Source organism: Paraburkholderia adhaesiva, assembly GCF_021390575.1.
Lineage (GTDB): Bacteria > Pseudomonadota > Gammaproteobacteria > Burkholderiales > Burkholderiaceae > Paraburkholderia > Paraburkholderia adhaesiva.
The window spans coordinates 462,140-485,882 of sequence record NZ_JAJEJQ010000004.1 but is presented as its reverse complement, the minus strand read 5'-3'; the positions used below and the strand labels follow the sequence as shown (position 1 = coordinate 485,882).

Sequence of the window (23,743 nt, the reverse complement as noted above, 5' to 3'; positions counted from 1 at the left end):
AAAAGAAAAAGGACTCAGTCGAGTCCGTTATTTTCATCCACCCCGAACTGCCCGTATCAGATGGCGAATTTCGCCCGGTCCTTGCCCGCGATCCAGCTTGGTGCCCTGCCGCGACCGCTCCAGGTTGCACCGCTCTTCGGGTCCCGATATTTCGGCGGGACCGGTGGACGCTTGCTTCCTGCGTTACCCGATCCTTTTTCACCAAAAATATCCCTGGCCGTAAAACCAAAATCCAGCACAACGGCCCGAATCTCACCCAGCATCTTTGTGGATTCCACCTCACGGGCCTGCCTGATCTGGGCTTCCAGTTTTTCCTTCTGCGCAAGCAGTTCGCGGTACTTCGACATCGCCTTCACCTCCTGCAAAGAGTCATCATGCATATACGCTATGCATGATACATGACATGCTGGTTTTGCAGCCATTTCCCGATTATTGCAACATCGAGAACCTTGTCGTACCGCCATGATGCTAAACAGTTAACCCGTCCCGGATTTAATATCCAGCGATTCGGTCATACCGGCCTGTACATCCAGATTTTCTATAGCCGTTCTACCGGCGCATGTTCGCACAGCTGTTTGCCATCGGCACCGGTGCGGGGTGCGAGTGCACCGTTTCTCGGACCGACATATTCGCAGCCCGTGTCGTGATCGATGAATATCTGCAGTACCCGGGCCTCGGTACGCTTACCTGCACCCGACGTACAGCGCATGATATCCACGAGCGGCGAGGGCAGTATCCAGCCCACCAGAAAACACACCCCGGCACCGCTCACCACCCAGAAGGCATTCGACATCTTCATCCGGTGCCTCCATGACGGAGCATGGTTGCGATCAAAACCCCGCAGCACCGACAGCCATGCGACGGGGTTTCAGCCAGTCCCCTTGCCGTATCAGCCGTTCAGGACGCTATACGTTTTGAGACACACACGCACGTCCTTCACCTGGCTGAATTCCCGCGCGAGCAGTCCGTTGGCCGTCACGAGCTTCATGATGGCGTCCTCGTGCTGGCAGCCGGGTGCCATCTTCAGGTGCATGCGGCGACTGAACTGGCGACCGTGATCGACCACTTCGTCATCCTCACATAGCAGTGTTGGATACAGTCCCAACGTATCGGTCGCGGTGACTTCAATCGCCACGGACTTGCCGAAATCCACGCGTGGAAGCGCACGTCCCTCGGTCAAAAATTCACCCACCTCAAACGCGTGGCGCACCTGGTTTTTCAGACCATCAAGAATAATCGTTTTCATCCCAGACTCCATTAATCCTGTTACGTCGCCAATACACAGGTGATTGCAAAAGAAGATTCTCAGGCAATAACCTGCACTCGGCAGAGTGATATAGGGCTGAAGAGCTTTTTAATGCGAAGACCCAAAAAAAAGATCGCCCCTCCAGCACGGGCGATCTGAACGGCTCCCGCCTGTGAGGACGCGAACCGGGGGCATCGCATAGACTTGCGTGAGAGCGGTATTTTTTTTACCGCCAGGATAGAGGCTAAATCAGCCCCAGCGCCTCAGAAGCTGGGCGATCACATAGATAAACAGCAGTGCAACAAGAATTCCTGAAGTCATATTTTTTCCTTGAGTTCAAACCGCAGCAGGTTCGGCAAGGCCTGCCGGTTGCCCCGCAAGACCACGCCACGCGCGCTCCTGCATCACGCTGGGCTGTGTCGCGCCCGCCGCCGTGGCGGCGTCGAAACTCGGCACACCCCAGCGTGTTCCCGACCATCTTGCATACGCCTACCGGTTGCCGCCCAGATCGATCTGGTAGACGCCCGGATAGACGGGTTTCGCCTGCGGCGCGAACCTGCGCGTGAGCCTGCTCTCGTCCATGTCTGTTCTCATCTGTTCACGTCCTTACGAGACCACGGCTTCCTGCCTGGGCGCGGGCCGCGTCTGCGCTGCCGCTCCAGCACGTTTCCCGCGCAGATGCGACTCGATTTCAATCACGATTTTCACGCTCACATACAGCCCGAGCAGCACGCCTGCAGTACGGCCAAACGATCCGAAAAATTGCATGATGGCCGCCTTACCGGATGTGGCCGACTTTGCACAGCAGCTTCACCATCACAATTTCGGAGGCAACTAGCACAGCAGCTGTAGCCATCAGTCCAGCGAATGTACCTGCCTTTGCTAGGAAGTTCATTTTCAGCTCCTTGTTCTTGACGATATTTAAAAAATCAGTCCATCTCTGGTTCTGATTCGTGGCAGGAATATAGGGCTGAAATATTCTTCAATGGGTGAGCTTTAGGGCTGCTACCTATCCCCAGACAAGTGTTACATCCACTGGCCCCGGCAGGTAAAGCGGGGATTGACCGGCATCAACTTCAACGGTGTCTGGCTGACCAGCGGGCGCTGTGACAAAGCTGATGGCGTCGCCCACTACGCCCAGTGCTTCACCGATAGCCTGCAACAGTTCCGTTTCCGATATCAATGAGTCGATCTGTGCCACAGCGCCAGCAGCCGCCACATCGGATAGCGCAAGACGCTCATAGATCAGCACCTGGTTCACGCCGTCCTCAGAGACGTCTTCCAGCGGTGGACGCAGATACACGATGATCTGCGTATTGCTCGCCTCGCCATCGAGGTTCACGCCCGGACCGAGAAAGAAACCGAGCGACGCAGGGTCATACGCCTGGGGAGCCGTTACGGCAAGCTGGTTGGGATTGACCGGCTGTCCCATTGCCGGATTGGTGACATACTGCAGGATGTTCTGCATCGTACCGAGTGACGGATCGATCGTCATGGCGTGTGCTCCGCGTCTTCACGCATGTTTGTTTTGTCGGCGTTTGCGGGACGGCAAAAAACGGCACGGAGGCCAGGACCCCATGCCGCATGGCATGAAATGGTGGATGGCTCAGGAAGTGTTTTCCAGCGGTGGATCAAAGCCGCCAATGCTCGTGGTTTCAACGATTGACTCGAGCGGTGCCGGCTCCCAGCTGACAGAAACCTCTACCGGCCCGGTGTTATAGATCACCGAGGAAGGATCTGCGTCGATGATGGCCGAACCCTCACCGGACAGTACGTCGGCTTCATTCTCCAGCACCAGCTCGCTGGCGATGAGACCGAATGCCAGTGCAGCCGCGGCCGGATATCGGTTCCATCTCCGCCTCGCACCACGGAGATCGATAGCGATGAACCGGTGAGCGCATCGGCAAGGGCAAGACGGTGCCAGGAGAAAATCTGGCTGTCGGTAAATCCGTACGCCGACACTTCGGCCGTCGTGTCATTGCCTTCGCCATCGGGTGTTTCAAGTGCCGTGACCGCGTCGATCGCAAACCCGTTTTCCGTGACCACCGAAAACCGGGGATTGGAAGCGATGATCAGCGCGAGCAGATTGCCCGCCGCACTCAATGCGGTATTGACCTGCATGCCTGCCTCCGGGAATGGAAAATGACTCGACATGTATGCATCGGTGAAATGGTGCCTCGCGTGTCAGGTCCGGCTCATAACATGCGCCCGATTTTCATTGCGCCACCCTTATCGCGTCACCGTGAGCGCAACCGAGCCGTACCAGAGCACGGCGCGCGGTGCGATCGCAAGCATGATTCCGCGTGTCCCGCCCGCGGCGAATACCGGCAGCGTGACATCGATGATGTCGGTGCATGTGAGGTTCAGGGAAAAACGCGCATTGATCGCGGGCAGCAGCCCGGAGAGCTTTCTTTCACTGCCCAGCTGGAAGAGCGTCGCGCGCGCACCCGGCACCGTGCCGATATCGATACGGTCGTAGTTGAAGTAACCTGCGCCCTCGAAGTCAGCGCCCTGCGCGGCCGACACATAGACGGTCGTATTGCACCCGCTCGCATCCGTGGCGGGGAGGGCGCCCACGTAACCCAGACGGATCTGGTCTGGCGTGATCGCCGTCGCGTTGTCGTGATTGATCTGCGCGAGCAGGACCTCTTTGGCGGGCCGGGTGAAATCCAGGACAAGGGGAGGGGAGGCGCTCATGGGCACTCCTGTGGTGTACGCGTCAGGGTGTGCCCGTGCTCTGGCCGCTCTGGTCCTGAGGCTGCAGGAAGATATTCAGGTGCGTGGTCGTGACATAGCGCGAGGCGCCCGCGCCGTGGCCGCGCATCTGCGTGTAGTGCTGCGCACCGATCACCACGCCGGTGAGTGTCTGGATCTGCTCGTTCTGCAGCGACAGCACCTCGGCAGGCATGCCCGGCACGATCAGGTCGGGGTCCGAGTTTTCCCATTCCATGGTGATGGAGGAACCCATCGCACGTGAAAGCTTCGAATACTCCTCCAGCGCATTCGCATTGACCGGGTTGCGCGAGACGTGCACATTGTTGTTGCCGTTCGGGCGCGCAGTGCCGATAAACTCGTTATTGATGGCACCGCGCGAGGCGAGCGCCCGGTTATCCGTCACCGTGACGAATCCGTCCATGAATTTCGAGGCATCGGAAAAGCGCACGCCGTTGCCCAGATTCAGCTGTGCGTGGTTGCTCGGGTCACGGAACTTCACGCTGCCGGTGGCCATCACCATCAGGTTCGTGCCCGACTGCCGCCAGGTGCGTTCGACCTGCGCGAACTTGTTCGAGGGTACGTTGATCACCGTGAGCGTGGCAGGCGCACTGTTAAAGCGCGTGGTATCGAGCGAGGGGTACACGTACCATTGATTGCCCTGCAGAAAATAGCCCATGCCGGCGTTGTAGACCCCGCCGCAGTTCTTCTGGATATGCTGGGGCACGTCCACGAGCCGCACCCCATGCGGAATCACGATATGCTCGCGTACAGCCTGATTGGCCGAGGCGATCATGGTGACCCCCTGCACACCGTGCGCTGGCCATCGACGCTCGTCGTCTGCGAGGCATTCGTGAGCACGGTCCTGATCGCATCGTCGACCGTGCAGCCACGAAACACCTGACCCACCCCCATCATCCGCATCTGCTCGAGCGCCTTGTTCACCAGCTGGAACTGCACCGTCACCGGTCCCACCAGATCGAGATTGGGCTGCGTGGCGGCAAAGGGCACATTCTGCTCGATGAGGGGCGAGCCCGAGTCGATGAGCGTGGCGGTAAAGGTCTCTGACTGCACGGCGAGCGTCGCGTCCGGCGTGTCGCCCACCTCCATCAGGGGCGTGCGCGTGAGCGTGATGTCGATTGCGTTCTTGTACGGATAGACCAGGTGGCTGTACTGGCCGGCGAGTATCTCGAGCGTCACGATCAGCTCATCGGAATAGCGGTTCAGATAGTCGCGCCGCAGATCTACCCCCGTCACCTTGAGGGGATTGACGACCGTGTTCGTCGTGTTCACCAGCAGGCTGGCACTCACCGAAAAATGCACCGCCCTGGCGCCACCACTGACGATCTGGTTCACGTCGACCATCAGCGCCGATTGCTCGAACTCCATATGAGGACTCCCTGTCTCGCCTCCGCCCGCCACCTATTTCCAGCGCAAGGCAGCGTCGGCGTCCGGGCGCCCGCTCGCGAATGCATCGGCCAGACTCACGCGTTCTGCGCCGGGTTCCCGCTCTTCGCCGCCCGGTTTCGGTGACGGGGTCGATGTGGTGAGCGGCCTGAGCAGGCTCTCGCCCGTGAAACTGAAGATGCGCCGGGTATAGCGCTCAAAGCGCGAATCACGATAATCAGGGGGAAACACATATCGGGCCTGCGCATACACCACGTTCGCGAAGGCGTCGAGCCTGACGAGATCCTCGAGCGGCGCATCGTGCATGCAGGCCGGGTTTTCCAGTTTGTCCTTCCACGCATAAAGGTGATTCGTGAGGCGTTCGTAAATCTCCTGCGCGTCTTTCGGATCAACCAGTCCGATCGAGATGCCGTCCGCCCAGTACTGCGCCATCTGCACGATCGAAAGCATGCGCTCTACCCGCTCGTGCTGCATCTCACGGTCGACCTCCTCATCGAACGAGGTGGGGGTGCCCACCTCCTGCATCTCCTCCAGCGGCGTAACGAGGATGCGCCTGACGCGGCAGCGAAAGAGCCGGTAAAAGATCCACCAGGCCGTATCGCGCTGCGCGGGTGGCACCCACGTGCTGGCAGCCGGGCGTCTCACCGGTGCCCCGCGCGGAACATGCTGTTTCATGACCGGATTCATGATCGGACGGCCTCGCTAGACACGGTGAAGGGCAGCACGAATCAGCAGGAGCACAATGGGCGTGTAGTAAAAGCGCTCCAGCGCTCCCCAGCCGTGCCACGTGTCACAGAACACGGCCAGCAGATCCGGCGCGATCACCCGGCCTTCGAGGTATTCGCGCACCAGCAGCTCAAGCCTTGACTGGTGTGCGTCGTTTTCGTAGAAGTGGCGCGAAAGGACGTAACAGTCATCGCACAGGACCGGATAGATGAGCGGCGCCCCCGCATACGGCAGCCCCGAAAGCGTCTCCACGGCGATCAGGTCTTCGAGCCGGCCCGCGCGCGAAGTCGTCTCATTGAGCCCGTCGTCGGCGAGTGGCACAAGTCCTGCAAGCTCCTGATCCACCGTCATCTCGACATCCACCGGATACACCACGCGCTCGATGCCGCTCCAGCGGATACCGTTGAACATCGGATTGCGTGTAAAGCGCGTGGCCCACAGGAGTCCCGCACGCGGGTTCGCGAATCTGAGCAACGCCGGGTCCTTCTTCACCAGCACGTCCCAGAGCTGCACGCAGGCCATCGAGGGATCGCCATCGCAGTTCAACTGCAGCATCGCAGCCAGCCGCGTCGAGGCGGTGGTGGGAAAAAGTTCAGTGAGTGCGCGCACGAGCCACGCGTCATAGGTGGCCCACGGCTGGCCCGGGACCAATACTGTCATGAACTCGTCGCTCATGAACTGCTGCATCCAGGTCGCCAGTATCGAATCGAATCGCCCGCGCAACTTTCCGAGCTTCTGCCAGAGCGCTTCTTCCACGAGCGGGTTCTGGCCGCACTGCAGGTAGTCGCGCACATACTCGAGCCGCTGGATGGTCTTCACCTCCAGATCGCGCAGACGTTCGGGCGTGGCGTAGTCCAGCATTTCGTACTCGATCGCATAGACGCTGTCCTTGTAAAAGCTTTTACGTTCAGTTGAGGTGAGATTGAACACGCCGCAGCGTCCGTCATCAACCTGCGCGACGAAGACATCACCCTGATTGGGGATCAATACCGGATAGAGGTTCGCACCGCCCTTGTAGCCCATCTTCTTCGTATTCGGCTCCTGGGTGGCGGCAAGCGGCTGGGTCACCTTCAGCTCAAGGTGCCGCACGCGCCGGTACTGCTGGAATTGCGGCGGCTTGTGGGGCGACTGGCCGAGGATCGTCGTGTCGCGCTCAAGTACCTGGCTGTAGTAGTCGACCGTCCAGCTGCTGCCTTCCACGTGCGTGAGCAGGTCGGTGGCCGGAATGTAGCGGTTGTCGATGGCGATGCCGCGGTACTGCGGATCGGTGATGCGGATCGGGACCGGACGTGGCAAGGGTGACGGGGGAGGGAAGGGCGCATCATCGACGAAGGGCATCACGCCTCCTCAGCGATAGACTGGATGTAGAGCGTCTCGGCTGTCTTCATGCTGGTGTCGAGCAGGTTATCCGCTTCGCCATTCATCAGGCACCGCATCGAGGCGTTCGAAGTCTGGTTGCTGTTGCCGATGGCCACCGGCTGGCAGCAGGCAGGCAATTGCGGCCACAGCGCATGGGTGAGCTTTTGCAGGATGTCAAAGTTGGCCCTGAGCCTTGCGAGCGCCGCCGCGTTCAGGTAACGCCAGTTGTAGCAAAGCCCGAACCACACATGAAAACGCGCGCGCGGACTGGGCTCGAACGTCGTCGAGACATTCAGTTCCTCATCGACCGTGATCGAGCCGTCGGGCTGGATGTCACTGGACAGATACAGGTTGCAGGAAAACACCGAATAGAAGAGCTTCGTCATGTACGTGGCTTCGCCCGCGACAAAGGCCCTCATCCGCTCGCTCATCACATAGCCCCCGGGCAGGCGGTCAAGCGTCATCAGGCGATGGCTTGCGCGACCACTGCCGTGCTCCCCGTTCTCACCCGCTGCGAGTTCAAGCGCAATCATGCCGCTGAAGACCGGCAGATAGCAGGGCGCGGTCAGCTGCGGCAAAAACTCGTCCCACGCTGGAAAGCGCAGACCCTCGCTGCCGGTGGTGTTGCCAATAAGCTCCGGCCCCCCCGAGCATGCCCTCGAGTGCGCGCGTCTTGTTGAAGTGCTCGAAGTAGAACGCCGAGAGTGAGTAATGTTTCTGGACCTGGCCGGGATTGAAGGGGGGCGTATCGTCCCGGTAGCGGATCAGCTGGTTATGGATCATCTGCGGATACTCCATGACCACCGACACCGGCTTGTCGTATTTAAACCTGAACGCGACGCCAATCGTCCACGTGCCCCCCTCGTCTTCTTTCGAACCAGGCTCGGGCGCGCCCTCGAAATCCCAGAGACCCACGATGCGCATCTGGCGCTCGGTGAATGCCACCTGCTGCTGTTCACCAGACAGGTTCGATTCCACCGTCGCCGCCGGGCTTACGTGCGCGCGAAACCACTGCTCAAACGAATCGCCATAGCCCGCGACGTTTTCCATGAGCTGGTGGATTTCCGCGAGGATGACGAGCGCCTGCGGCGGAATCTGGTACGCGTAGCGGATATTGATGAGCAGCACATCACGCAGCTGCGAAACCCTCACACGCATTTGCTCGCGCCAGCGTTTGGCCTTGACCTCGTCGATGGAACGGAACCGGAAGTTGATCGTGATCTCGGTGGACGAATAGACCGGCTTTAGGATCGTCTCCACACGCGCGTCGCGAAAAATGAACAGGTTGTCGGGATAGAGCACCGCGGTACTCAGGATCCTGTCCTGTTCCACCACCTCGTCGACCTCGATGCTCACCTGATCGTCAAATGCCAGCTCCGCCTTCAGCGGTTCCTGTAGCAGCTCCGAGCCCGGCTGCTGCACGCTGCCATAGGCGGACGGATAGAGAATCGGTGTGTCGGCGGGCAGCCCAGTCCACGCAAAGAGCTGGCGCGTAACGTCGTAGATGATGGGACGCGTGACACTGTCGTAGGTCTCGGGAACAGCAAGCAGGAGTTTGGGCATGGTCGACACGCTGATGTCATCGCATACGATCTGCCTGCACCGGACATCAGAAATGGATGACCACACATGACATTTTTTGACATTTGGCTGATAAAGATTCCTGTTTCGAGGGCGATGTGAACAAATGACACACAAATTGCATATTCCACGCGTCTTACAGACCACCGGGCAGTGAGACAATCCGTTGTAAGTTCCACGGTTTCCGCATGAGGATCTGCAATGTTTACCGAGTATCGCGAGCTGCTTTCGCGCCTGATGAACGAAGACGCGCACTTCGCCCGCCTGTTCGAACAACATAGAAGAATGGATCACCATATCCGGAACATGGAGGCTGGCATTACCCCGGCACACTGGCTGGTCATTGAAGCCTCGAAAAAGGAAAAGCTGCAGATCAAGGACAACCTCTACGCGATGCTACGCAAAGCCGCCACAACCTGAGCGGGTGCGGCAAACTGGTCCGTCAACCCAGAACCACGAAATAGAGGTTCTTCGCTGATTTGCGGAAGAACCGTTTAAGGACAGGCTGTATTCTGTGAGAATTGGACATTTCGACAATGCCGTCCAGATCGTTCAATATCTGCTCTGACGTTCTGAAGACAACCAGACTGACTACTGGACATGCCATGCTCAAAGACTGGAAGGCATTCATTCCCAGGATTGGCGAAAGCATGACAGCTTTGAAGAAGCATTCGCCCGGAACCATTGACGGTTACCGAATGCTTCACGAGGCTGGTGCACAAACAGGCCAACTGGATGGGATGACTCGCGAGCTGATTGCTCTTGCTGTCGCCATGACTACCCGGTGCGATAGCTGCATCGCGAACCATGCCAGGAAGGCTAGGGACCTTGGAGTGACGGAAGCGCAAATTGCGGAAGCACTTGGCGTAGCAGTCGCCATGAAATGCAGCCCACCATTGGGCGACGGCGTGAATACCAGAATCAGCGGCTCCAACGCCGCCCATAACTCGTTGCTGATTTTTCGTCTGGACATGACACCAGGATATGGTTTTCATGGCTTCATGTCCAGGTTGTGTTAGCCGCTGTAAGCACAACAATTGTAGAGAAGCTGGAAAGCACATATGACGACGTGGCGGAAGCTGATGTGGATGATAGTGTGGTTGCCGATGCTGGCAGCCTGTTCGAAAAAACTGGAACCGACTTCGATGGAAGCGACATCGGCTCCTGTTGCTGGAGAAACGCCGAAGGCGGGAGCGTTGCTGGCCTATGAGCACAGCATCAGCATCAATATGCCAGTGGCGCAGATTTCCGGCCGCGTGTCGGCGGTGCGCGAGGCTTGCGATTCGGCACGTTTCGGTGCGTGCAATGTGCTACGAATCGAACAGAGCGATCGCGATGCGTCGCTGACTGTCCGGGTAGTGCCTGCGGGGGTGGAGCCGCTGTCGGGGCTCGCTTCGCAGGGTGGAGCGATCTCGTCCCGGGAGACGAGCGCACAAGACCTGAGCGAAGCGGTAGCGGACAATCGGCGGCAGCGGGAACAGCTCGACGCCTATGCGACGCGGCTCGGTGAACTTGCCCAGCGCAAGGATCTGGCGGTTGCCGACCTGATCGCCGTGAGCCGTGAGCAAGCGCAGGTACAGACACAGCAAGCGACGCTGGAGAAAGAGGCCACCCAGCAGCAGCGGCTGCATCGATACTAATCTGCTGGAGATGCACTTCAGTGGCAGCGACACGGACTCCCGCAGCGCTCGTGTGGGCAGGGCGTTCAGGGAATCTCTAGACCGTCTGACCGATGGGGTTGCCGATGCCATTCATATGTTGTCCTACGCCATACCGTTTTTGTTCCTGGCCTTGCCGATCTGCCTGGCATGGCGCTGGGTGTGGCGTCGCCTGATCGGAAAATCGCGTAAGCGGTCAGCTGGAACTGATTGAATGCATATCGAAAGCACAGCTTTTTCCGTATGGCACTTTGGCTAAAAGGCGGTCCGCGTTGTACCTGATCGTCTCGGCGGATTCTCCCGACATGTTGGGTGGGATTCAGCGGTCCTGTAGAAGCAGCCAGCCGCGGTGAGCGTTCCTGCGCGGGTCCGCCCATTTCGTGACGGCCCCACTGTCGAACCTAATAAACTCACCATCGGCGTGCAGCAGGCGCGTGAAACGGATGATATCGGTGGGCGCGGCCATGAAGTCCTGTTTAAGCGGGACGCCGTATTTAGCCGGAATTGTTCGGCCGATTTTTCGCGGCAGATGATGCGTAGCCTGCCTGCGCCCCACGACTTCCGTGGCTATTCCTTCGCGACGGTCGCACGATGTTCGGCTCGCTCGCGGATGACCGCAGTGATGCGGTTCTGTAGCGCCCGTCATTGGAATCAGCGTGCCGCGGAAGTGCCGGTTGCCGCCTGAAAAAAGGTTCATCGAGGAAAACCGTGGAGCTTTAGGGAGCGATTGCGTACCCTGACCTGACTTTATGGAGGTCAGGAGGTGGAGTTGCTCGATCGCAAGGCACTTCAGGCGCTGGGTTGCTGGACGGGTTATCGGCTCGAACGTGTGGAATGGCCGCAAGGCGACAGCCATACGCTCTCGCTGTATCTGAAGCCGGCGAGCAAGGTCATGTACTGCGAGCAGTGCGGGGCGCGTTGCACGCAGATTCATGAGACGTCGGTTCGACGCGTACGTGATCTGCCGTTGTTCGAGTACCGGGTCGTGCTGCACGTGCCGCGCCGGCGGGTCTGGTGCGAACAGTGCGGTGGTCCGCGACTGGAGAAGCTGGACTGGCTGGGCCGTTACCAGCGGGTGACCGAGCGATTTGCCAAGGCCTGCGAGAAGCTGCTGCAGGCGGCCAGCGTGCAGGCGGTGGCCGCCTTCTACGATCTGGGTTGGCATACGGTCAAATCGATCGACAAGATGCGCCTGCGCGCACGCGTGGCCGAACCAGACTGGTCGACGATCCGCTATCTGGCGATGGACGAGTTCGCGCTCCACAAAGGCCATCGCTACGCCACAGTGGTGGTCGATCCGATCGGCCGGCAGGTGCTCTGGATCGGGCCGGGGCGCTCGCGCAAAACAGCCCGGGCGTTCTTCGAACAGCTTCCAGCGGGTGTGGCCGGGCGCATTGAGGCGGTCGCCATCGACATGACGACAGCCTATGAGCTGGAGATCAACGCGCATTGCCCGCAGGCCGAGATCGTCTACGACCTGTTTCACGTCGTCGCCAAGTACGGGCGCGAGGTCATCGATCGGGTGCGCGTCGATCAGGCCAACCAGCTTCGCCACGACCGGCCCGCCCGCAAGGTCCTGAAGTCCAGCCGCTGGCTGCTGCCGCGCAACCGCCATAACCTGAAACCTGAGCAGTCGGTGCACCTGAAGGAACTGCTGGCCGCCAATCAGCCGTTGTTATGCGTGTACGTGCTGCGCGACGAACTGAAACGACTCTGGTTCTACCGCAAACCCGCCTGGGCCCAAAAGGCCTGGGAGCAGTGGATCGAGCAGGCAAATCAAAGCGGAATCCCTGCCCTGCAGCTGTTCGCCCAGCGGCTGCAGGGCTACTGGCACGGCATCCTGGCGCGCTGTCGCCACCCGCTGAACACCAGTGTGGTCGAGGGCATCAACAACACCATCAAGGTCATCAAGCGTCGAGCTTACGGGTACCGCGACGAGGAATACTTCTTCCTGAAGATCCGCGCCGCCTTCCCCGGAAATCGCCGATGAACCTGAAAAAAGCGGCCCGGAAAATCCGGGTCATTGTCGGTATTGGTGGCTTGCCGCTGGCTTCAGTGGGACTGATCCGGAAAGCTGCCCTTCGCAGCCGCATCACGCAACGAGTCGGGCAGTGACCAGTGAAGCAATTCGCGGTCGCCTAGCGCCCACAGGTCTGCGCCATTCCACGAAAAGGCCACGGCGTGTAGCGCTCCTCGTGAGGAGGTCTCTAACTGCACCGGTGTCCGTGCCTGGGCGATGTCCCAAAGCACCACGTGAGGGCTGCCGGGCTTCATGCCGCCCAGGGCCAGGAACCGCCCATGAGCGGAACGCGCGGCGGCCGCCAAGTCCTCACCGCGCCCCACCAGAGCAGATAGCACATGGCCATCCTTGAGATTGACCACGTGCATGCCGACGAAACTGCCATTGTCATTGCTCGCGCTAACCAACGAGGGGGGTATGTGCCCGTCGTCGGCCAACCGCAATTCGAAGCCAGTGGCGATCCAGCCGGCCTCCGGCGAGCCCAGCGGCGTCGGCATTCCCTGCGCCACGCCGGTGGCGTTGTCAGGATCAGGGGCGCCGAATCCGAATCGTTGGGGCAGGGCCAGCGCGCGCAGGACGCGGCCGCTGGCAGCGTCGAGCTCGGCAATGCCGGGCTGGTCTTCCACCCAGAAGACCTTGGGGTCACGCCAGCGCACGGGCCATATCAGCGTGTTGCCTTCCATGTCTACGCCCATCATCGCCTGGCGGGCGGACAAAAAGGCGGTTCCGAACGGCCAGGCGTCATGCGCTGAAGGAGGCGGTGCTGTCGGTCGCAGCACGCTCAGGAGTACGCTTCCGAGCGGGTTTTTCTGCCTGTCGCCGAGCGAAATGTTGTGGTCGAAGACAGCCGGCAACTGGTCGCCCGCCAGTTCCCAGCGTAAGCTGCCAAAGTCACCGCGATCGGCGTCAGACCGCGTCATTGCGTAGTGGGTCAGGCGGCGCGCATCCACGTCGTAGGCAAACCATTCGTGTGTGGCCTGACGCGTGCTGGCGCCATCGAACCAGGCGGCGTGCCCGTTCGCGCTGAGCGCCAGCTGGCCAGCTCCCTCCTCACCACGCCAGATCTCTTCCGCCTTCCAGTCGCCGTTGGCCTGATGCAGCCGCCACACGCGTTGCGACCAGCCGCTGTCGTCCAGCACTTGAGAACTGAACAGCAGGTCGCCGTCGGGCAAGGCTAGCAGGTCGTGGGGATAGAGCGCGGGGCGTTGATCCGTGACCAGCGCATCCCAGCGAATCGCCTGCGCCTTGATGATGGGGACATTGCGGGCTGGCGCAACCAGCGCCAGAGTGGGCGTAGCGGTGGTCCGGGGCACGGGCTGCACCCAAGCCCTGGGCGAGCGCGCGATCTCCACCTGGCCAGGCAGGCCTGCCAGTGCGTCGCGAACGGCCACGAAAACCGGTGCCGGCACAATGACGTCGCTCAAGGTAGCGCTCGGCCCAGTAGTACTCAGGAAGTTGAAGTCGTCGGTAAAGAGACTGGTTAATGGGTGATAGTTCGGGTTGGCGTAGCGATCCTCACGACGTATTTGTACTGCGGTGGCCGGATGCGCAAACATGGCAGTGACGTCAGATATGTCGATAGATAGCGTGCTCTCCTGTTTGCCGAAAAGACCGTATTTGAGGTGTTGCGTCGCGGACCAATAAGGGTAAATGACGCGGAAGGGATCGAGGTTGTACCGGTCTGCCGGTACGGATGTGTCGCGATTTAGCGGTATGGGATCCAGGCGCGCACGCGCCCGGGCGAGCCAAGGCTCGATTTCGGACGGCGTAAGCGCACCCTGCGCGACCGCCTGCTGTAAGCGGGGCAAGGTAAAACGTTCCACCAGTGCGTTGCGCAGATCAGCGCGGCGTGACAGCAGAACTGCGTTCCAGTCGTCCGGCAGGTAGGCCAGCGGCTTGTTTCGTACTTCGGTGGTGAACTTGCCGAACGGGCCCAACGCTTGCTGTACGATGGGCTGCACTTCGCCATAAGGCGCCCCGACCAGCAGCACGACCGAGCGGGCGGTCTGCACACCCTTCGCGCCATCCCACACCAGGATCTGTTCCTTTCGCCTGGCAGCCACCGTCGCATACTTGGAGAACGCAGCCGCGGATTCGATGCGCCAGCCCGTTCCCTCGACAGTCGTCTCCGGCGCCGTTGCCATCGCGCCCGTTGCCAGCAGACCCACTGCAATGCTCACGATCCGCCTGATCATCCGGCTTCCTCGCCGGTGTCCGCCGAAAAACGAATGGCACGCACAGCGGCAGGCTGTCGCGATCACGCCAGGCTGGACAGTCTGCTCGTGCGACCGAAATACATGAGGCGCCGCTTCGCGATGGTGAGCGACTGGCGCTCGATCTAAATGGCCCAAGACGGGAGTTGTTTCTGCAGTTCGGTAACTGTGCATGGTGTTTACGCACAACCATATTGCGCTTGCGAAGTATCTCGTCGCGGGCGAGGATCTACGCTTCCGGTGCGCCGAGTCGGCAGGGACGGCTCTCGCGCGAAATTCCATGGCGATAGCTTACGGGCACAGGACCTACAGACCATTGACGATAGACAAGGCTGTTTACATTGCACTGCGTGGCATGCTGCCTCGACTGGCCGTGCTGCTAATCGAAATACGCAAGGACGACGAAAATAATCCTCGAATACGGGCCAGATATCGCGTCCTTCGAAAAATCGGCGCATCGCGTCAACGCGCCCGAGCGCTGCGCGGCTATCTTCCCGCAAATCCGTGTGGAATCGGGTTCCTTGGTAGCGCCATTCAAGCGGCTGGCTGTTGAGGGAGACGGTCGTGAATTTTTCCACGTGTGGAGAAAACTGGAATAGCTCCCCGCTTTATCAAGCTCGACGACAAATGATCGCAACGGCCTGCAGGTGGAATCCGATGTCGTCTGCAATTCGCATCGGAAAACTATTATTTTCTGCGGGTGAAACCGGGCTTGCCCGGAAATATGGCGGGGTGAGGAGTCCACATATTCCGCAACGACCCGTCTGTAATTTGGCGGTCAATGGCGTACGAAACCTTTTTAGGAATCGCTAACAGAACTTGAACAGCGATGCGTGAACACCGCATCCCGGCGGGTTGGCGCGATGACAAATGAGCACCGGGGTCTGGACGGTACCGGGACCGTTTTTTCGCCACCGCCGCCTATTCACCCAGGGGCCGGTCCCCATGATCGGTTGACGACAGGAATGCATCAAAGCCATTTTGCGTGCCCTGTACACCTGCATGCCGTGGAAAGACTCACCCCCACCACTCGGGTCCGGTAGCGGCATGACATGCCGGCGGCTTCTGCAAAACTGGCGGGCTGCTGGCGTGTGAGGCATGCCGCATTCGGCGATCACAGTAACAGGAGCAAATCACCACGATTCGGTGGCCCTTGAGACACTGAATGCAATTCCCCGTGTCAGATTTGAACGGCAGGCCAAACTAGCTGCATGCCGACAAGAATTGCGACAGCCGCTGATGCCGACGTCGCTTGCAACGACACGGCGTATAGGCCAGCCATTTTTTCAGGATAGCGAACACGGTACCAAGAATAGAAGGAAGCGGTACGACGCAGCGTCAGCGTGATGCCATCACCTGCGGCCGATGTATGACGGAAAAACCTGATGTTGCGCAAGGCTGACAGCCACAGCGGACAGCCTGATGCCGCACTCTGGCATTCATCAATCACCAGGGGCGCCGATGGTGATAGCGTCTAATGGCCGAGTGCACTGATTGCCAGAAGCTAGCCAACATGTTTCGCTATCTCTTCCTGACTGTTGCATGCGTCCTGCTCGCCTGTGCGCTGCCTGCGGTAGCGGCCACCTGGAAACCCCTTGCCAAGGACGCGAATTCAGTGATCTCCGTTGACACGGATTCGGTTGTGAAGGACGGCAATACGCGCGGGGTGTGGGCGCGTTACGACTTTTTCGTTCCGCTGCATGAACAGACCGGCGCAAACACGGTCAATATCACGGCATTTCATGTGGTGGACTGCGCACGGCAGATGGCCGGCATCGAGCGGGAAATCCACCACGCCCTGCACGCGGTCAATGGAGAGTCCGCGCCCACGCCGATGACGAAAGTCGTGCGGGGATCGTTCAACGAACTCGTAATGAAAGCGGTGTGTACGTCGTAGCGGAGAAACAGGCCTGTCTATGCTGGCGTGACATGACACTCCTGTCAACGATTTGTTGTGCGAGCACGAAAAACGCCGTCCGATGTAAGCGGCAATGGCCTTAAGATTTTCTCTTTTCTGCTACCCGGATTTGTGCAACGACACCCCTGAAAGTCGCCATGAGATTTCGTCACAGTCTCGTTCGAGCCATCGCCGCACTCTCTTGTCTGGGGGCGCTGTCGTACAGCGGCATGGCCGCCGCTCACCTATTTGATAGCAAGAATGCTGCCGAGCAATACGCAAAGAAGATCCCGGAACTCAAGGCGAAATCAGATGCAGGAGATTACGCCGCGGCCATGACCCTCGCGGAAATATACACGGCGGGCGTGGGCTACAGAAAAAGGAATTTTTTCTACTTCGATATCGAGTCCGGAGGGGGGGCTTATGCGGGTACTCATCCAGTTTTTCTGGTCAAGCCCGATCCGAAATTGCTGCGATCGTTTCTCCAGCAATTGTCGTCAAAGGGCGATCCGTGGGCTTCCCTTCAGTTGGCAGGGTTCTACTCGCGGCCAACGAAAATTTTCTGGTTTGGAGGGGAGGGGGAAATTATTCTGCGACCCGGTACAGAAAACGATAACAAATGGGTGAGCCGCGCTTTCCCCTCCGATCCGGAATTGGCAAATACGCTTTATGCCAAAGTGGCAGCTCCCGCCGTGGAAATCATTGGCGGTGACATCAACGCTGTCTACGTTGGCAACAATGCAGTGCCCGCTTCACAGCAAGAGCAATTTGTCACCCAGGAACATGGCGCGGTTGCGGATGCGTTGGGGCAGCTAGCACGTAACAACGTTACTGGTGGCAGTACCGGTTCGCCGGATTGGCAGCTTGCCTATCAGGAATATCACCAGTTGATGTCGCTGATCGCGGCGAGCTCCTTTAAAGGCAATCTCCGCAATTTTTCCGAGGCCCGCGAATACGCCTTGCTTGAAAGTGCGGATCTGCTTAGGCAGGGCGGCCATGGGCTTACAGCGAACTGCCCGGAAGCGCTGAAGCAATTGACGGATCATGCGAAGGGTTTTCCCGATGAATTGGCGAGTCACATACGCGACGGCATTGATCGAGGCAGAATCGTTGGTCGCATGCGCAGCATGATTGGCTTGATTTACTACAAAGGATGCCCCGGTAGCCAAGGTGTTCCAGCGGATCGCGACAAGGCATTTACGTGGCTCAACTATGCTCAATTCGATCTTACCCCGGACGCATTGGGAGCTTTGGCCTACCTGCTTGATACCGGTACTCCGCATCACCCACCCGATCCCAAAGAAGCGTTTGAGGCCTACTGGCTAGCCTTAAGTTATCCCAGTGATACCCTTCCACCCGGAAAGATCACACTGCGTGTCGCGCAAATGATCGAGGCGGGGCCTGTTTACACGCGTATCGAACTGGCGCGGGCAAAATTCTTCTACTGCAGATCGGCCCAGGAATATCGAGAACCGGCGGCCATAAAATGGCTGGAAGCCCATCCGGGAGAAAAGTGCTGACGACTAGTCTGCAGCAATCTTCGTTATAGCGGGAGCGTTAAATACTCTCAGAGGCGATCCGTCTATCTGGCTAGCCTGCCATGGCTGTCCAGCTAATACGATGATGAAAAATTTAACATTTCATCGAGATTTATTCAAACCATTTCTTGAGGTCAACATGAATCGCAGAATTTTCATTTGTGCTTCGTCAGCTATCGCCATTGGGTCTATCTCAGGATGCTTGACTCATGGCTTATACGAAAACATCGATAGACCTGAGTATCGGACCTATACGGAAACCGTCAGCCAGATTCTCATCTCAGCAGATGGAAAAAATCTCGTTTTCATCGGAGAAGACTATCACTACATTTTTGATGCACCCGAGCACTTCGCACAATTGCTCGATTCTCCGCTGCACAAAGACCTTACCGCGACGTTTAATTCATTCTCGGTTTCTACCAACGGAGCAGTGACTGGATTCGTGCGCCTGGAACTCGACAACATCGGCGAGAAAGACGCAATAATTGCTAGTCAATATGACTTTCGAACTGCTGGCAAAAAAATGTGGCGTAACCTGAATCTGTCTGGAAAACGCTACCAGGCGGGCTCATTTCAGGGCGCAGGCGACCAGAAACATCTTAATACTCCGTATATCGTCAATGTGAAGGAAGAGCTTCCTCGAGGAGGCAAGAGGGCTCTGGTGTTACTAACCCCGGTGACAGTGGCGGCCGACGGTGTACTGATGATTCTTTCGCTTCCGTTACTGCCGGTTCTAATACATGACATAGGCAAGAGCGTGAACAGATAACGGCAGCCGCCAGGGAAAGCAACGCGACTAACATCCGCAGCCCTGCTCGCAGCTCCTGCCGGGCCGCCAGAACATGGCTTTCATGGCCTCGTGTCCAGGTTGTGTTAGCGACTCCTAGAGAATGAAAGGGACTTCCCCGTCCCGAGGCTGCGGCGGAAGCCGCGAGTCGGCATCAATGTGCCAGGATGAAGTTGCGAACGTTCATCGACACCAGCGAGAGGGGAAGTCCATGCCTATTGTCACTATCGGAATCGATCTTGCCAAGAATGTATTCGCCGTTCACGGCGTGGACGAAACCGGTAAAGCAATGCTCATCAAGCCACGTGTTCCGCGCGATCAGCTGGCGACGTTGATTGCGCAGTTGCCAGCGTGCCTCATCGGCATGGAGGCCTGCTCCGGTGCGCATCACTGGGCACGCCTGTTCCAGCAGCACGGCCATACGGTCAAGCTCATGGCGCCCGATCTTGTCGCGCCTTATCGCATGTCGGGCAAGCGCGGCAAGAACGACGCGGCGGATGCTGCTGCGATCTGCGAAGCGGTGACGCGCCCGAGCATGCGTTTCGTGCCGCTGAAGGACGAACATCAGCAGGCAACGCTTTGCCTGCATCGGACACGACAAGGCTTCGTCGAAGAGAGGACAGCGACCTACAACCGGTTGCGAGGCCTGCTCTCGGAATTCGGTGTAGTGCTGCCACAGAGTCCGGAGAAGTTGCGCAGGTACATCACGGAACATCTGGACACATTGCCAGGCTGGGCGAAGCGTAGCATCAGCGATCTGCTTGAGCACGCCGGCCATATCGAGGATCGCCTGCTCGACTACGACCGTGCGATCAGCGAGATCGCGCGTGAGGATGCGCGCAGCAGGAGGCTGATGCAGTTGCGCGGCATCGGCCCAACCACGGCCAGTGCGTTGCTCGCCAGTATCGGTGCCGGGCACGACTTCAGAAACGGCCGACAGGTAGCCGCGTGGATCGGACTCACGCCCGGTCAATACAGCAGTGGCGGCAAGGCGCGGCTGGGCAGTATCACGAAGGCAGGCGACGCCTATCTGCGTGGCCTGCTGGTCAACGGCGCCCGCGCCGTTATTGCCAGTCTCGGCGAGAAACAGGACCGCTTCAGCCGGTGGGTCCGAACCCTGGTCGAGCGCCGCGGCTACTGGCGGGCCGCCATCGCGATTGCCGCAAAGAACGCGAGATTGGCGTGGGCCTCATTGAAATATGGCGAGAACTTCAAGCTCGAACTTGCGGCAGAGTGAGTTCGATTCGAGCCTGTCAATCAACCGACGCCTGGACTTGAGCACGGACATCATGAGCACCTGAAAACGATCACTTTGCACTGCCAGCGGTGATGTGAAGCGGGTTGGACCCGCGCAGGGCGTACCTGGCTAACACGGCGGGGATATCCATTCCCAGCTAGAGAATGAGGTGTAGTCAGCCGGATTTGACTCGACAGACAATGTCCGATGCACTCTGGCCCATTTCGGCATGGACACCACCTTTCCATAACCGAAAGGCTGTCAAGCCCGTAGCCGCGTAGCGGTGTGCTGAAGGCACAGGTTTGATGGCCATTCGGTTATGGAAATCATGGGTTATGCCGGGATGAACACCATCGGACTCTGCACTGTCTGTCCGGTCGTGTACCGGCTAATACAAATGAGGCCCCTGCGCGCGTCTTTCATCAGGGTCCGGGCCATTGGCCCAACACGACCGGTTGTAGAACCGCAGTCCTTCACCTTCTCACATGCACTAGCGCGGCATTGCGGCATGTATCAACAGAGAACCTCGATTGAGCTTGCGCTCAACGGGGAAGCCCTTGTAGCGTGTTAGGAACTTCGGATCTGACCTGCTTCGCCTTCCAGGCATACAGGCTGTGCGTCGTAACACCCAATAGCGCCACATCCGCTACCGGATGACCGCGCTCAGTCACCTGCTTGACTGCCTCAATCTTGAACTCACCCGTGGACCGGGTGCTGCTCACATGGTCCCCTTCGGTTGCCAGAAACGATGGCATAAAGGTGTCTACGAAAGGCTGGCCGCTCCATAAAAGGGAATAACCGAAGCTCTCCCCTGGACAGTCCAGACTTCGCGCTTCAGGCGGCCTGCGGCTGGGCCGCTGGCGTTGGCTCCTGCGCCTTCGTGCCTAGCGGCTTGAGGTACGCTTCCACGAGGTCGAGCATCATGCGCATCGTGCGGATCGCATACCAGACGCGCATCTACCGGCTCGTGCTCGATGTCACGAAGACGAAGGTGCAGAAGATCGCCGCCTGTGGTGCGGTAATGCCCCCGTTTTCCACGGTGGGCAGAAGTAGAAACTAAGCGGCCATGGCCAGCCGCTGCTTCGGGGTAAAACCGCCCAATGCCATATTCGGGCGCTCGTGATTGTAAATCCACATCCAGTCGGCCGCCGCTTCGCGAACCTGCTCCAGGTCTTCCCACAGATACTGCGACAACCATTCGTACCGAGCAGTCCGGTTGAACCGTTCGATATACGCATTCTGCTGCGGCTTGCCCGGCTCGATGTATTCCAACCGGATGCCTTGCTTCTGCGTCCACGTCACGATGGCCGCGCTCAGATATTCCGGGCCGTTGTCGCACCGGATGACCTTCGGCTTGCCTCGCCATTCCATATGCTGCTTCAGCGTGCGAATCACCCGCTCGGATGGCAACGAGAAATCCACCTCGATGCCCAGCGCCTCGCGGTTGAAATCATCAATCACGTTCAGCGTCCGGATACTGCGCCCGTCAACCAGCTGGTCATGCATGAAGTCCATCGACCACACTTCATTGATGGCCTCCGGTACCGATAGCGGCTGCGGCGTTTCCCGCACCAGCCGCTTTTTCGGCTTGATGCGCAGGTTCAGCTCCAGCTCGCGGTAAATCCGGTAAATGCGCTTATGGTTCCAGCCGAATCCCTTCACGTTACGCAGGTAGAAGTAGCACAGCAGAAAACCCCAGTTGCGATGGCAACCCGTGATACGCAGCAGCCAGTTGGCAATCTCTTCGTTCTCCGTGTTCAACTTCGCCTCGTACCGGTAGCACGACTCGCTGATGCCAAACGCCGCGCACGCCACACGAATTGACACGCGCCGCTGTTGCACAACCCGCTTTGCCATCTCGCGCCGACGAGATGGCTTCAGAACTTTTTTTGCAGTGCCTCCGAGGCAATCTCAGCCTTGAGCTTCTCCTCGATGTACATCTTGCGAAGCCGGGCATTCTCCGCCTCCAGTTCCTTCATGCGCGACATCATCGACGCGTCCATGCCGCCGTACTTCGAGCGCCATTTATAAAACGTCGCCGAACTGATGCCCAGCTCCCGGCACAGCTCCGGCACCGCCAGTCCGGCCTCCGCGCGCTTGAGCGCCTCCAGTATCTGGCTGTCCGTGAATCTCGACTTCTTCATCTGCAGAACTCCCTCTTAACGAGAAAATTCTACTTCTCCCGACGATGGATTTGCGGGGGCATTACCGTGCGGCGTTTCCGTATTCACCAGCCAACGGCGCCGCCTTCAACTACGACAGCCAGAGCCCGATCAACCAGTCGCACGAGCAGATCAACATTCCGATGCACTGCGTGGGCGCGATCTATCAGGACCCGATCCTGCTCTACACGTTCAACATGACCGTGGCGCTCTTCAATCCCGCCATGGCCGACGGGCTGCGCACCGTCTCCTGCACGAAGGTGCCCATGGGGGCGCTGCAGCTCTTTAACCACCAGGGCTATCCGTGGATCAACCCGGATACGTGGGAGCTCGAATGGTGGGTCGACAACCAGCTCTACCAGCAGCTCGTCACGTGGCTCACGAACCTGCAGAACCAGCTCGCCACACCGCTTTTCCCGACCGGCCAGAACCAGAGCGGTGAGCCTTCGGGCAACACCACACCGGCGCTCAGCGTGAACACCCTCGGCCAGCTCGACTTTGGCGCCGGCGCCAGTGCCTGAAACCCTGAAACACCCCACCTGAAATGCCGCACATCAGGCAGCACATCAAACACGCGAGGGCACGATGTCCAGCAGCCTTTCGATCCAGTCGGTGCCCTCCGGCAGCCCGACGATTAACGACCTCATCCAGAACATCCTGCTGTACCAGTACAACCCGGCGCTGATCGCCCAGGTCAACTTCAACTATCTGGCCGAGGTCACGGGTAGCGCGGTCACCATCGTCGACCCGAGCAACCCCTACGTGCACGCGATCGAAACCGGCGCGGTGAACGTCGCGGCCTTCCTGCAGAAGGTCCTGGCGCTCAACCGCAAGCAGTATCCGGTCGCAGCCCAGCTCATGAGCGAGCTGTACACGCACATGTCCGATGTGGACTATGTGAACCGCTTCGCCACGCCCGCGGTAACCACCTGGTCGATGATCGTCGACGAGACCGAGCTGCTCGCCAGGCTCGTCACCGACCCCGCCACGGGACTGGGCAAGCTCGTCATCCCGCGCAACACGTACTTCGTCGTGGGCGGCGTGCAGTTCAGCCTCCAGTATCCGGTTGTGATCGAGCAGATGGCGCATCGGGAACTGTCCATCACCTACGACACCACGACCGTATCGCCACTGCAGACGCTCTCGACGAACCTCGTCACCTAGGAGTACCGGCAGGCCAGGGACAAGCTCTGGATCTAC

General features: G+C 59.1%; 28 protein-coding genes and 1 pseudogene. 10 read left to right on the top strand and 19 right to left on the bottom strand.

All coding sequences use genetic code 11. The features are described 5' to 3' along the window. Positions 1 to 56 precede the first annotated feature (56 nt). From L0U80_RS30045 to L0U80_RS29985, 13 genes are all read right to left on the bottom strand, one after another. Positions 57 to 347, bottom strand: a complete 291-nt coding sequence (locus L0U80_RS30045; RefSeq protein ID WP_233874799.1) for an H-NS histone family protein — start codon at positions 345 to 347, stop codon at positions 57 to 59. A 191-nt stretch (positions 348 to 538) separates the two neighbouring features. Then, positions 539 to 799, bottom strand: a complete 261-nt coding sequence (locus tag L0U80_RS30040) for a hypothetical protein (RefSeq protein ID WP_233874797.1) — start codon at positions 797 to 799, stop codon at positions 539 to 541. Positions 800 to 889: 90 nt separating this feature from the next. Then, positions 890 to 1,246, bottom strand: coding sequence for a hypothetical protein (locus tag L0U80_RS30035; protein ID WP_233874796.1), 357 nt, complete (start codon positions 1,244 to 1,246; stop codon positions 890 to 892). 606 nt (positions 1,247 to 1,852) lie between these two features. Beyond that, the gene (locus L0U80_RS30030) at positions 1,853 to 2,014 is read right to left on the bottom strand and encodes a hypothetical protein (protein ID WP_233874794.1); all 162 of its coding nucleotides are present in this window, start codon (positions 2,012 to 2,014) and stop codon (positions 1,853 to 1,855) included. Between the two features lie 241 nt (positions 2,015 to 2,255). Continuing rightward, complete coding sequence (locus tag L0U80_RS30025) at positions 2,256 to 2,741, bottom strand: hypothetical protein (RefSeq protein WP_233874793.1); 486 nt, start codon at positions 2,739 to 2,741, stop codon at positions 2,256 to 2,258. A gap of 227 nt (positions 2,742 to 2,968) precedes the next feature. Beyond that, on the bottom strand, positions 2,969 to 3,367 hold the full coding sequence (locus tag L0U80_RS30020; RefSeq protein WP_233874792.1) for a hypothetical protein: 399 nt from the start codon (positions 3,365 to 3,367) through the stop codon (positions 2,969 to 2,971). Between the two features lie 108 nt (positions 3,368 to 3,475). Further along, positions 3,476 to 3,943, bottom strand: coding sequence for a DUF7941 domain-family protein (locus tag L0U80_RS30015; protein WP_233874791.1), 468 nt, complete (start codon positions 3,941 to 3,943; stop codon positions 3,476 to 3,478). 22 nt (positions 3,944 to 3,965) lie between these two features. Then, positions 3,966 to 4,754, bottom strand: a complete 789-nt coding sequence (locus tag L0U80_RS30010) for a hypothetical protein (RefSeq protein WP_233874790.1) — start codon at positions 4,752 to 4,754, stop codon at positions 3,966 to 3,968. Further along, positions 4,751 to 5,347 (bottom strand): hypothetical protein, encoded by a 597-nt coding sequence (locus L0U80_RS30005; RefSeq protein ID WP_233874789.1) that lies wholly within the window; start codon positions 5,345 to 5,347, stop codon positions 4,751 to 4,753. Before L0U80_RS30005 ends, L0U80_RS30010 begins: the two co-directional genes overlap by 4 nt. A 33-nt stretch (positions 5,348 to 5,380) precedes the next feature. Further along, positions 5,381 to 6,040, bottom strand: coding sequence for a hypothetical protein (locus tag L0U80_RS30000; protein WP_233874788.1), 660 nt, complete (start codon positions 6,038 to 6,040; stop codon positions 5,381 to 5,383). Between the two features lie 27 nt (positions 6,041 to 6,067). After that, on the bottom strand, positions 6,068 to 7,429 hold the full coding sequence (locus tag L0U80_RS29995) for a hypothetical protein (protein ID WP_233874787.1): 1,362 nt from the start codon (positions 7,427 to 7,429) through the stop codon (positions 6,068 to 6,070). Next, positions 7,429 to 7,983, bottom strand: a complete 555-nt coding sequence (locus L0U80_RS29990; protein WP_233874785.1) for a hypothetical protein — start codon at positions 7,981 to 7,983, stop codon at positions 7,429 to 7,431. Before L0U80_RS29990 ends, L0U80_RS29995 begins: the two co-directional genes overlap by 1 nt. Further along, entirely contained in the window at positions 7,970 to 9,013 is a 1,044-nt protein-coding gene (locus tag L0U80_RS29985; protein ID WP_233874783.1) for a hypothetical protein, read from the bottom strand. Before L0U80_RS29985 ends, L0U80_RS29990 begins: the two co-directional genes overlap by 14 nt. A 219-nt stretch (positions 9,014 to 9,232) precedes the next feature. On the opposite strand from L0U80_RS29985, the gene L0U80_RS29980 reads away from it, so the two are divergent. The 3 genes from L0U80_RS29980 to L0U80_RS29970 all read left to right on the top strand — a co-directional run bounded on the left by L0U80_RS29980 (position 9,233) and on the right by L0U80_RS29970 (position 10,671). Then, entirely contained in the window at positions 9,233 to 9,451 is a 219-nt protein-coding gene (locus L0U80_RS29980; protein ID WP_233874781.1) for an HP1242/YdcH family protein, read from the top strand. A gap of 185 nt (positions 9,452 to 9,636) precedes the next feature. Further along, positions 9,637 to 10,050, top strand: a complete 414-nt coding sequence (locus L0U80_RS29975) for a carboxymuconolactone decarboxylase family protein (RefSeq protein WP_373322338.1) — start codon at positions 9,637 to 9,639, stop codon at positions 10,048 to 10,050. A 42-nt stretch (positions 10,051 to 10,092) separates the two neighbouring features. Next, positions 10,093 to 10,671 (top strand): DUF4349 domain-containing protein, encoded by a 579-nt coding sequence (locus L0U80_RS29970; protein WP_233874779.1) that lies wholly within the window; start codon positions 10,093 to 10,095, stop codon positions 10,669 to 10,671. A 337-nt stretch (positions 10,672 to 11,008) separates the two neighbouring features. On the opposite strand, the gene L0U80_RS29965 is transcribed toward L0U80_RS29970, so the two are convergent. Next, positions 11,009 to 11,386 carry a hypothetical protein gene (locus tag L0U80_RS29965; RefSeq protein WP_233874777.1) on the bottom strand — a complete coding sequence of 126 codons (378 nt, stop codon included), beginning with the start codon at positions 11,384 to 11,386 and terminating at the stop codon, positions 11,009 to 11,011. Positions 11,387 to 11,458: 72 nt separating this feature from the next. Between L0U80_RS29965 and L0U80_RS29960 the strand changes: the two genes are divergently transcribed. Next, positions 11,459 to 12,679: an ISL3 family transposase gene (locus tag L0U80_RS29960; RefSeq protein ID WP_233865920.1), complete on the top strand. Its 1,221-nt coding sequence runs from the start codon at positions 11,459 to 11,461 to the stop codon at positions 12,677 to 12,679. A gap of 62 nt (positions 12,680 to 12,741) precedes the next feature. Here L0U80_RS29960 and L0U80_RS29955 read toward each other — a convergent pair whose 3' ends face one another. Both L0U80_RS29955 and L0U80_RS29950 read right to left on the bottom strand, forming a co-directional pair. Then, complete coding sequence (locus L0U80_RS29955) at positions 12,742 to 14,904, bottom strand: WD40 repeat domain-containing protein (protein WP_233874773.1); 2,163 nt, start codon at positions 14,902 to 14,904, stop codon at positions 12,742 to 12,744. A 1,198-nt stretch (positions 14,905 to 16,102) separates the two neighbouring features. Continuing rightward, positions 16,103 to 16,372, bottom strand: a complete 270-nt coding sequence (locus tag L0U80_RS29950) for a hypothetical protein (RefSeq protein ID WP_233874770.1) — start codon at positions 16,370 to 16,372, stop codon at positions 16,103 to 16,105. Between the two features lie 63 nt (positions 16,373 to 16,435). Here L0U80_RS29950 and L0U80_RS29945 point away from each other — a divergent pair, with 63 nt between their 5' ends. The 4 genes from L0U80_RS29945 (at position 16,436) to L0U80_RS29930 (ending at position 20,381) form a co-directional block, all read left to right on the top strand. Next, a complete protein-coding gene (locus L0U80_RS29945; protein ID WP_233874766.1) occupies positions 16,436 to 16,819 on the top strand; it encodes a surface-adhesin E family protein in 384 nt (127 codons plus the stop codon). A gap of 158 nt (positions 16,820 to 16,977) precedes the next feature. Further along, positions 16,978 to 18,339 (top strand): hypothetical protein, encoded by a 1,362-nt coding sequence (locus L0U80_RS29940; RefSeq protein ID WP_233874763.1) that lies wholly within the window; start codon positions 16,978 to 16,980, stop codon positions 18,337 to 18,339. Between the two features lie 157 nt (positions 18,340 to 18,496). Continuing rightward, positions 18,497 to 19,126: a YidX family protein gene (locus tag L0U80_RS29935; protein ID WP_233874760.1), complete on the top strand. Its 630-nt coding sequence runs from the start codon at positions 18,497 to 18,499 to the stop codon at positions 19,124 to 19,126. 229 nt (positions 19,127 to 19,355) lie between these two features. Next, positions 19,356 to 20,381 carry an IS110 family RNA-guided transposase gene (locus tag L0U80_RS29930; RefSeq protein WP_233874010.1) on the top strand — a complete coding sequence of 342 codons (1,026 nt, stop codon included), beginning with the start codon at positions 19,356 to 19,358 and terminating at the stop codon, positions 20,379 to 20,381. A gap of 599 nt (positions 20,382 to 20,980) precedes the next feature. Here L0U80_RS29930 and L0U80_RS29925 read toward each other — a convergent pair. The 3 genes and pseudogenes from L0U80_RS29925 to L0U80_RS29920 all read right to left on the bottom strand — a co-directional run. Further along, positions 20,981 to 21,136: pseudogene (locus L0U80_RS29925) on the bottom strand (transposase); the annotation flags it as partial. A 79-nt stretch (positions 21,137 to 21,215) separates the two neighbouring features. Further along, entirely contained in the window at positions 21,216 to 21,338 is a 123-nt protein-coding gene (locus L0U80_RS31630; protein ID WP_267955018.1) for a hypothetical protein, read from the bottom strand. Between the two features lie 99 nt (positions 21,339 to 21,437). Further along, positions 21,438 to 22,525 (bottom strand): IS3 family transposase gene (locus tag L0U80_RS29920; RefSeq protein ID WP_233862864.1). Its coding sequence is split into 2 segments (ribosomal slippage): positions 21,438 to 22,276 and positions 22,276 to 22,525, totalling 1,089 coding nucleotides; the frame shifts between segments, so codons are not numbered across the junction. A 44-nt stretch (positions 22,526 to 22,569) separates the two neighbouring features. On the opposite strand from L0U80_RS29920, the gene L0U80_RS29915 reads away from it, so the two are divergent. Next, complete coding sequence (locus L0U80_RS29915) at positions 22,570 to 23,064, top strand: hypothetical protein (RefSeq protein ID WP_233874756.1); 495 nt, start codon at positions 22,570 to 22,572, stop codon at positions 23,062 to 23,064. A gap of 64 nt (positions 23,065 to 23,128) precedes the next feature. After that, a complete protein-coding gene (locus L0U80_RS29910) occupies positions 23,129 to 23,707 on the top strand; it encodes a hypothetical protein (protein ID WP_233874753.1) in 579 nt (192 codons plus the stop codon). Positions 23,708 to 23,743 lie beyond the last annotated feature (36 nt).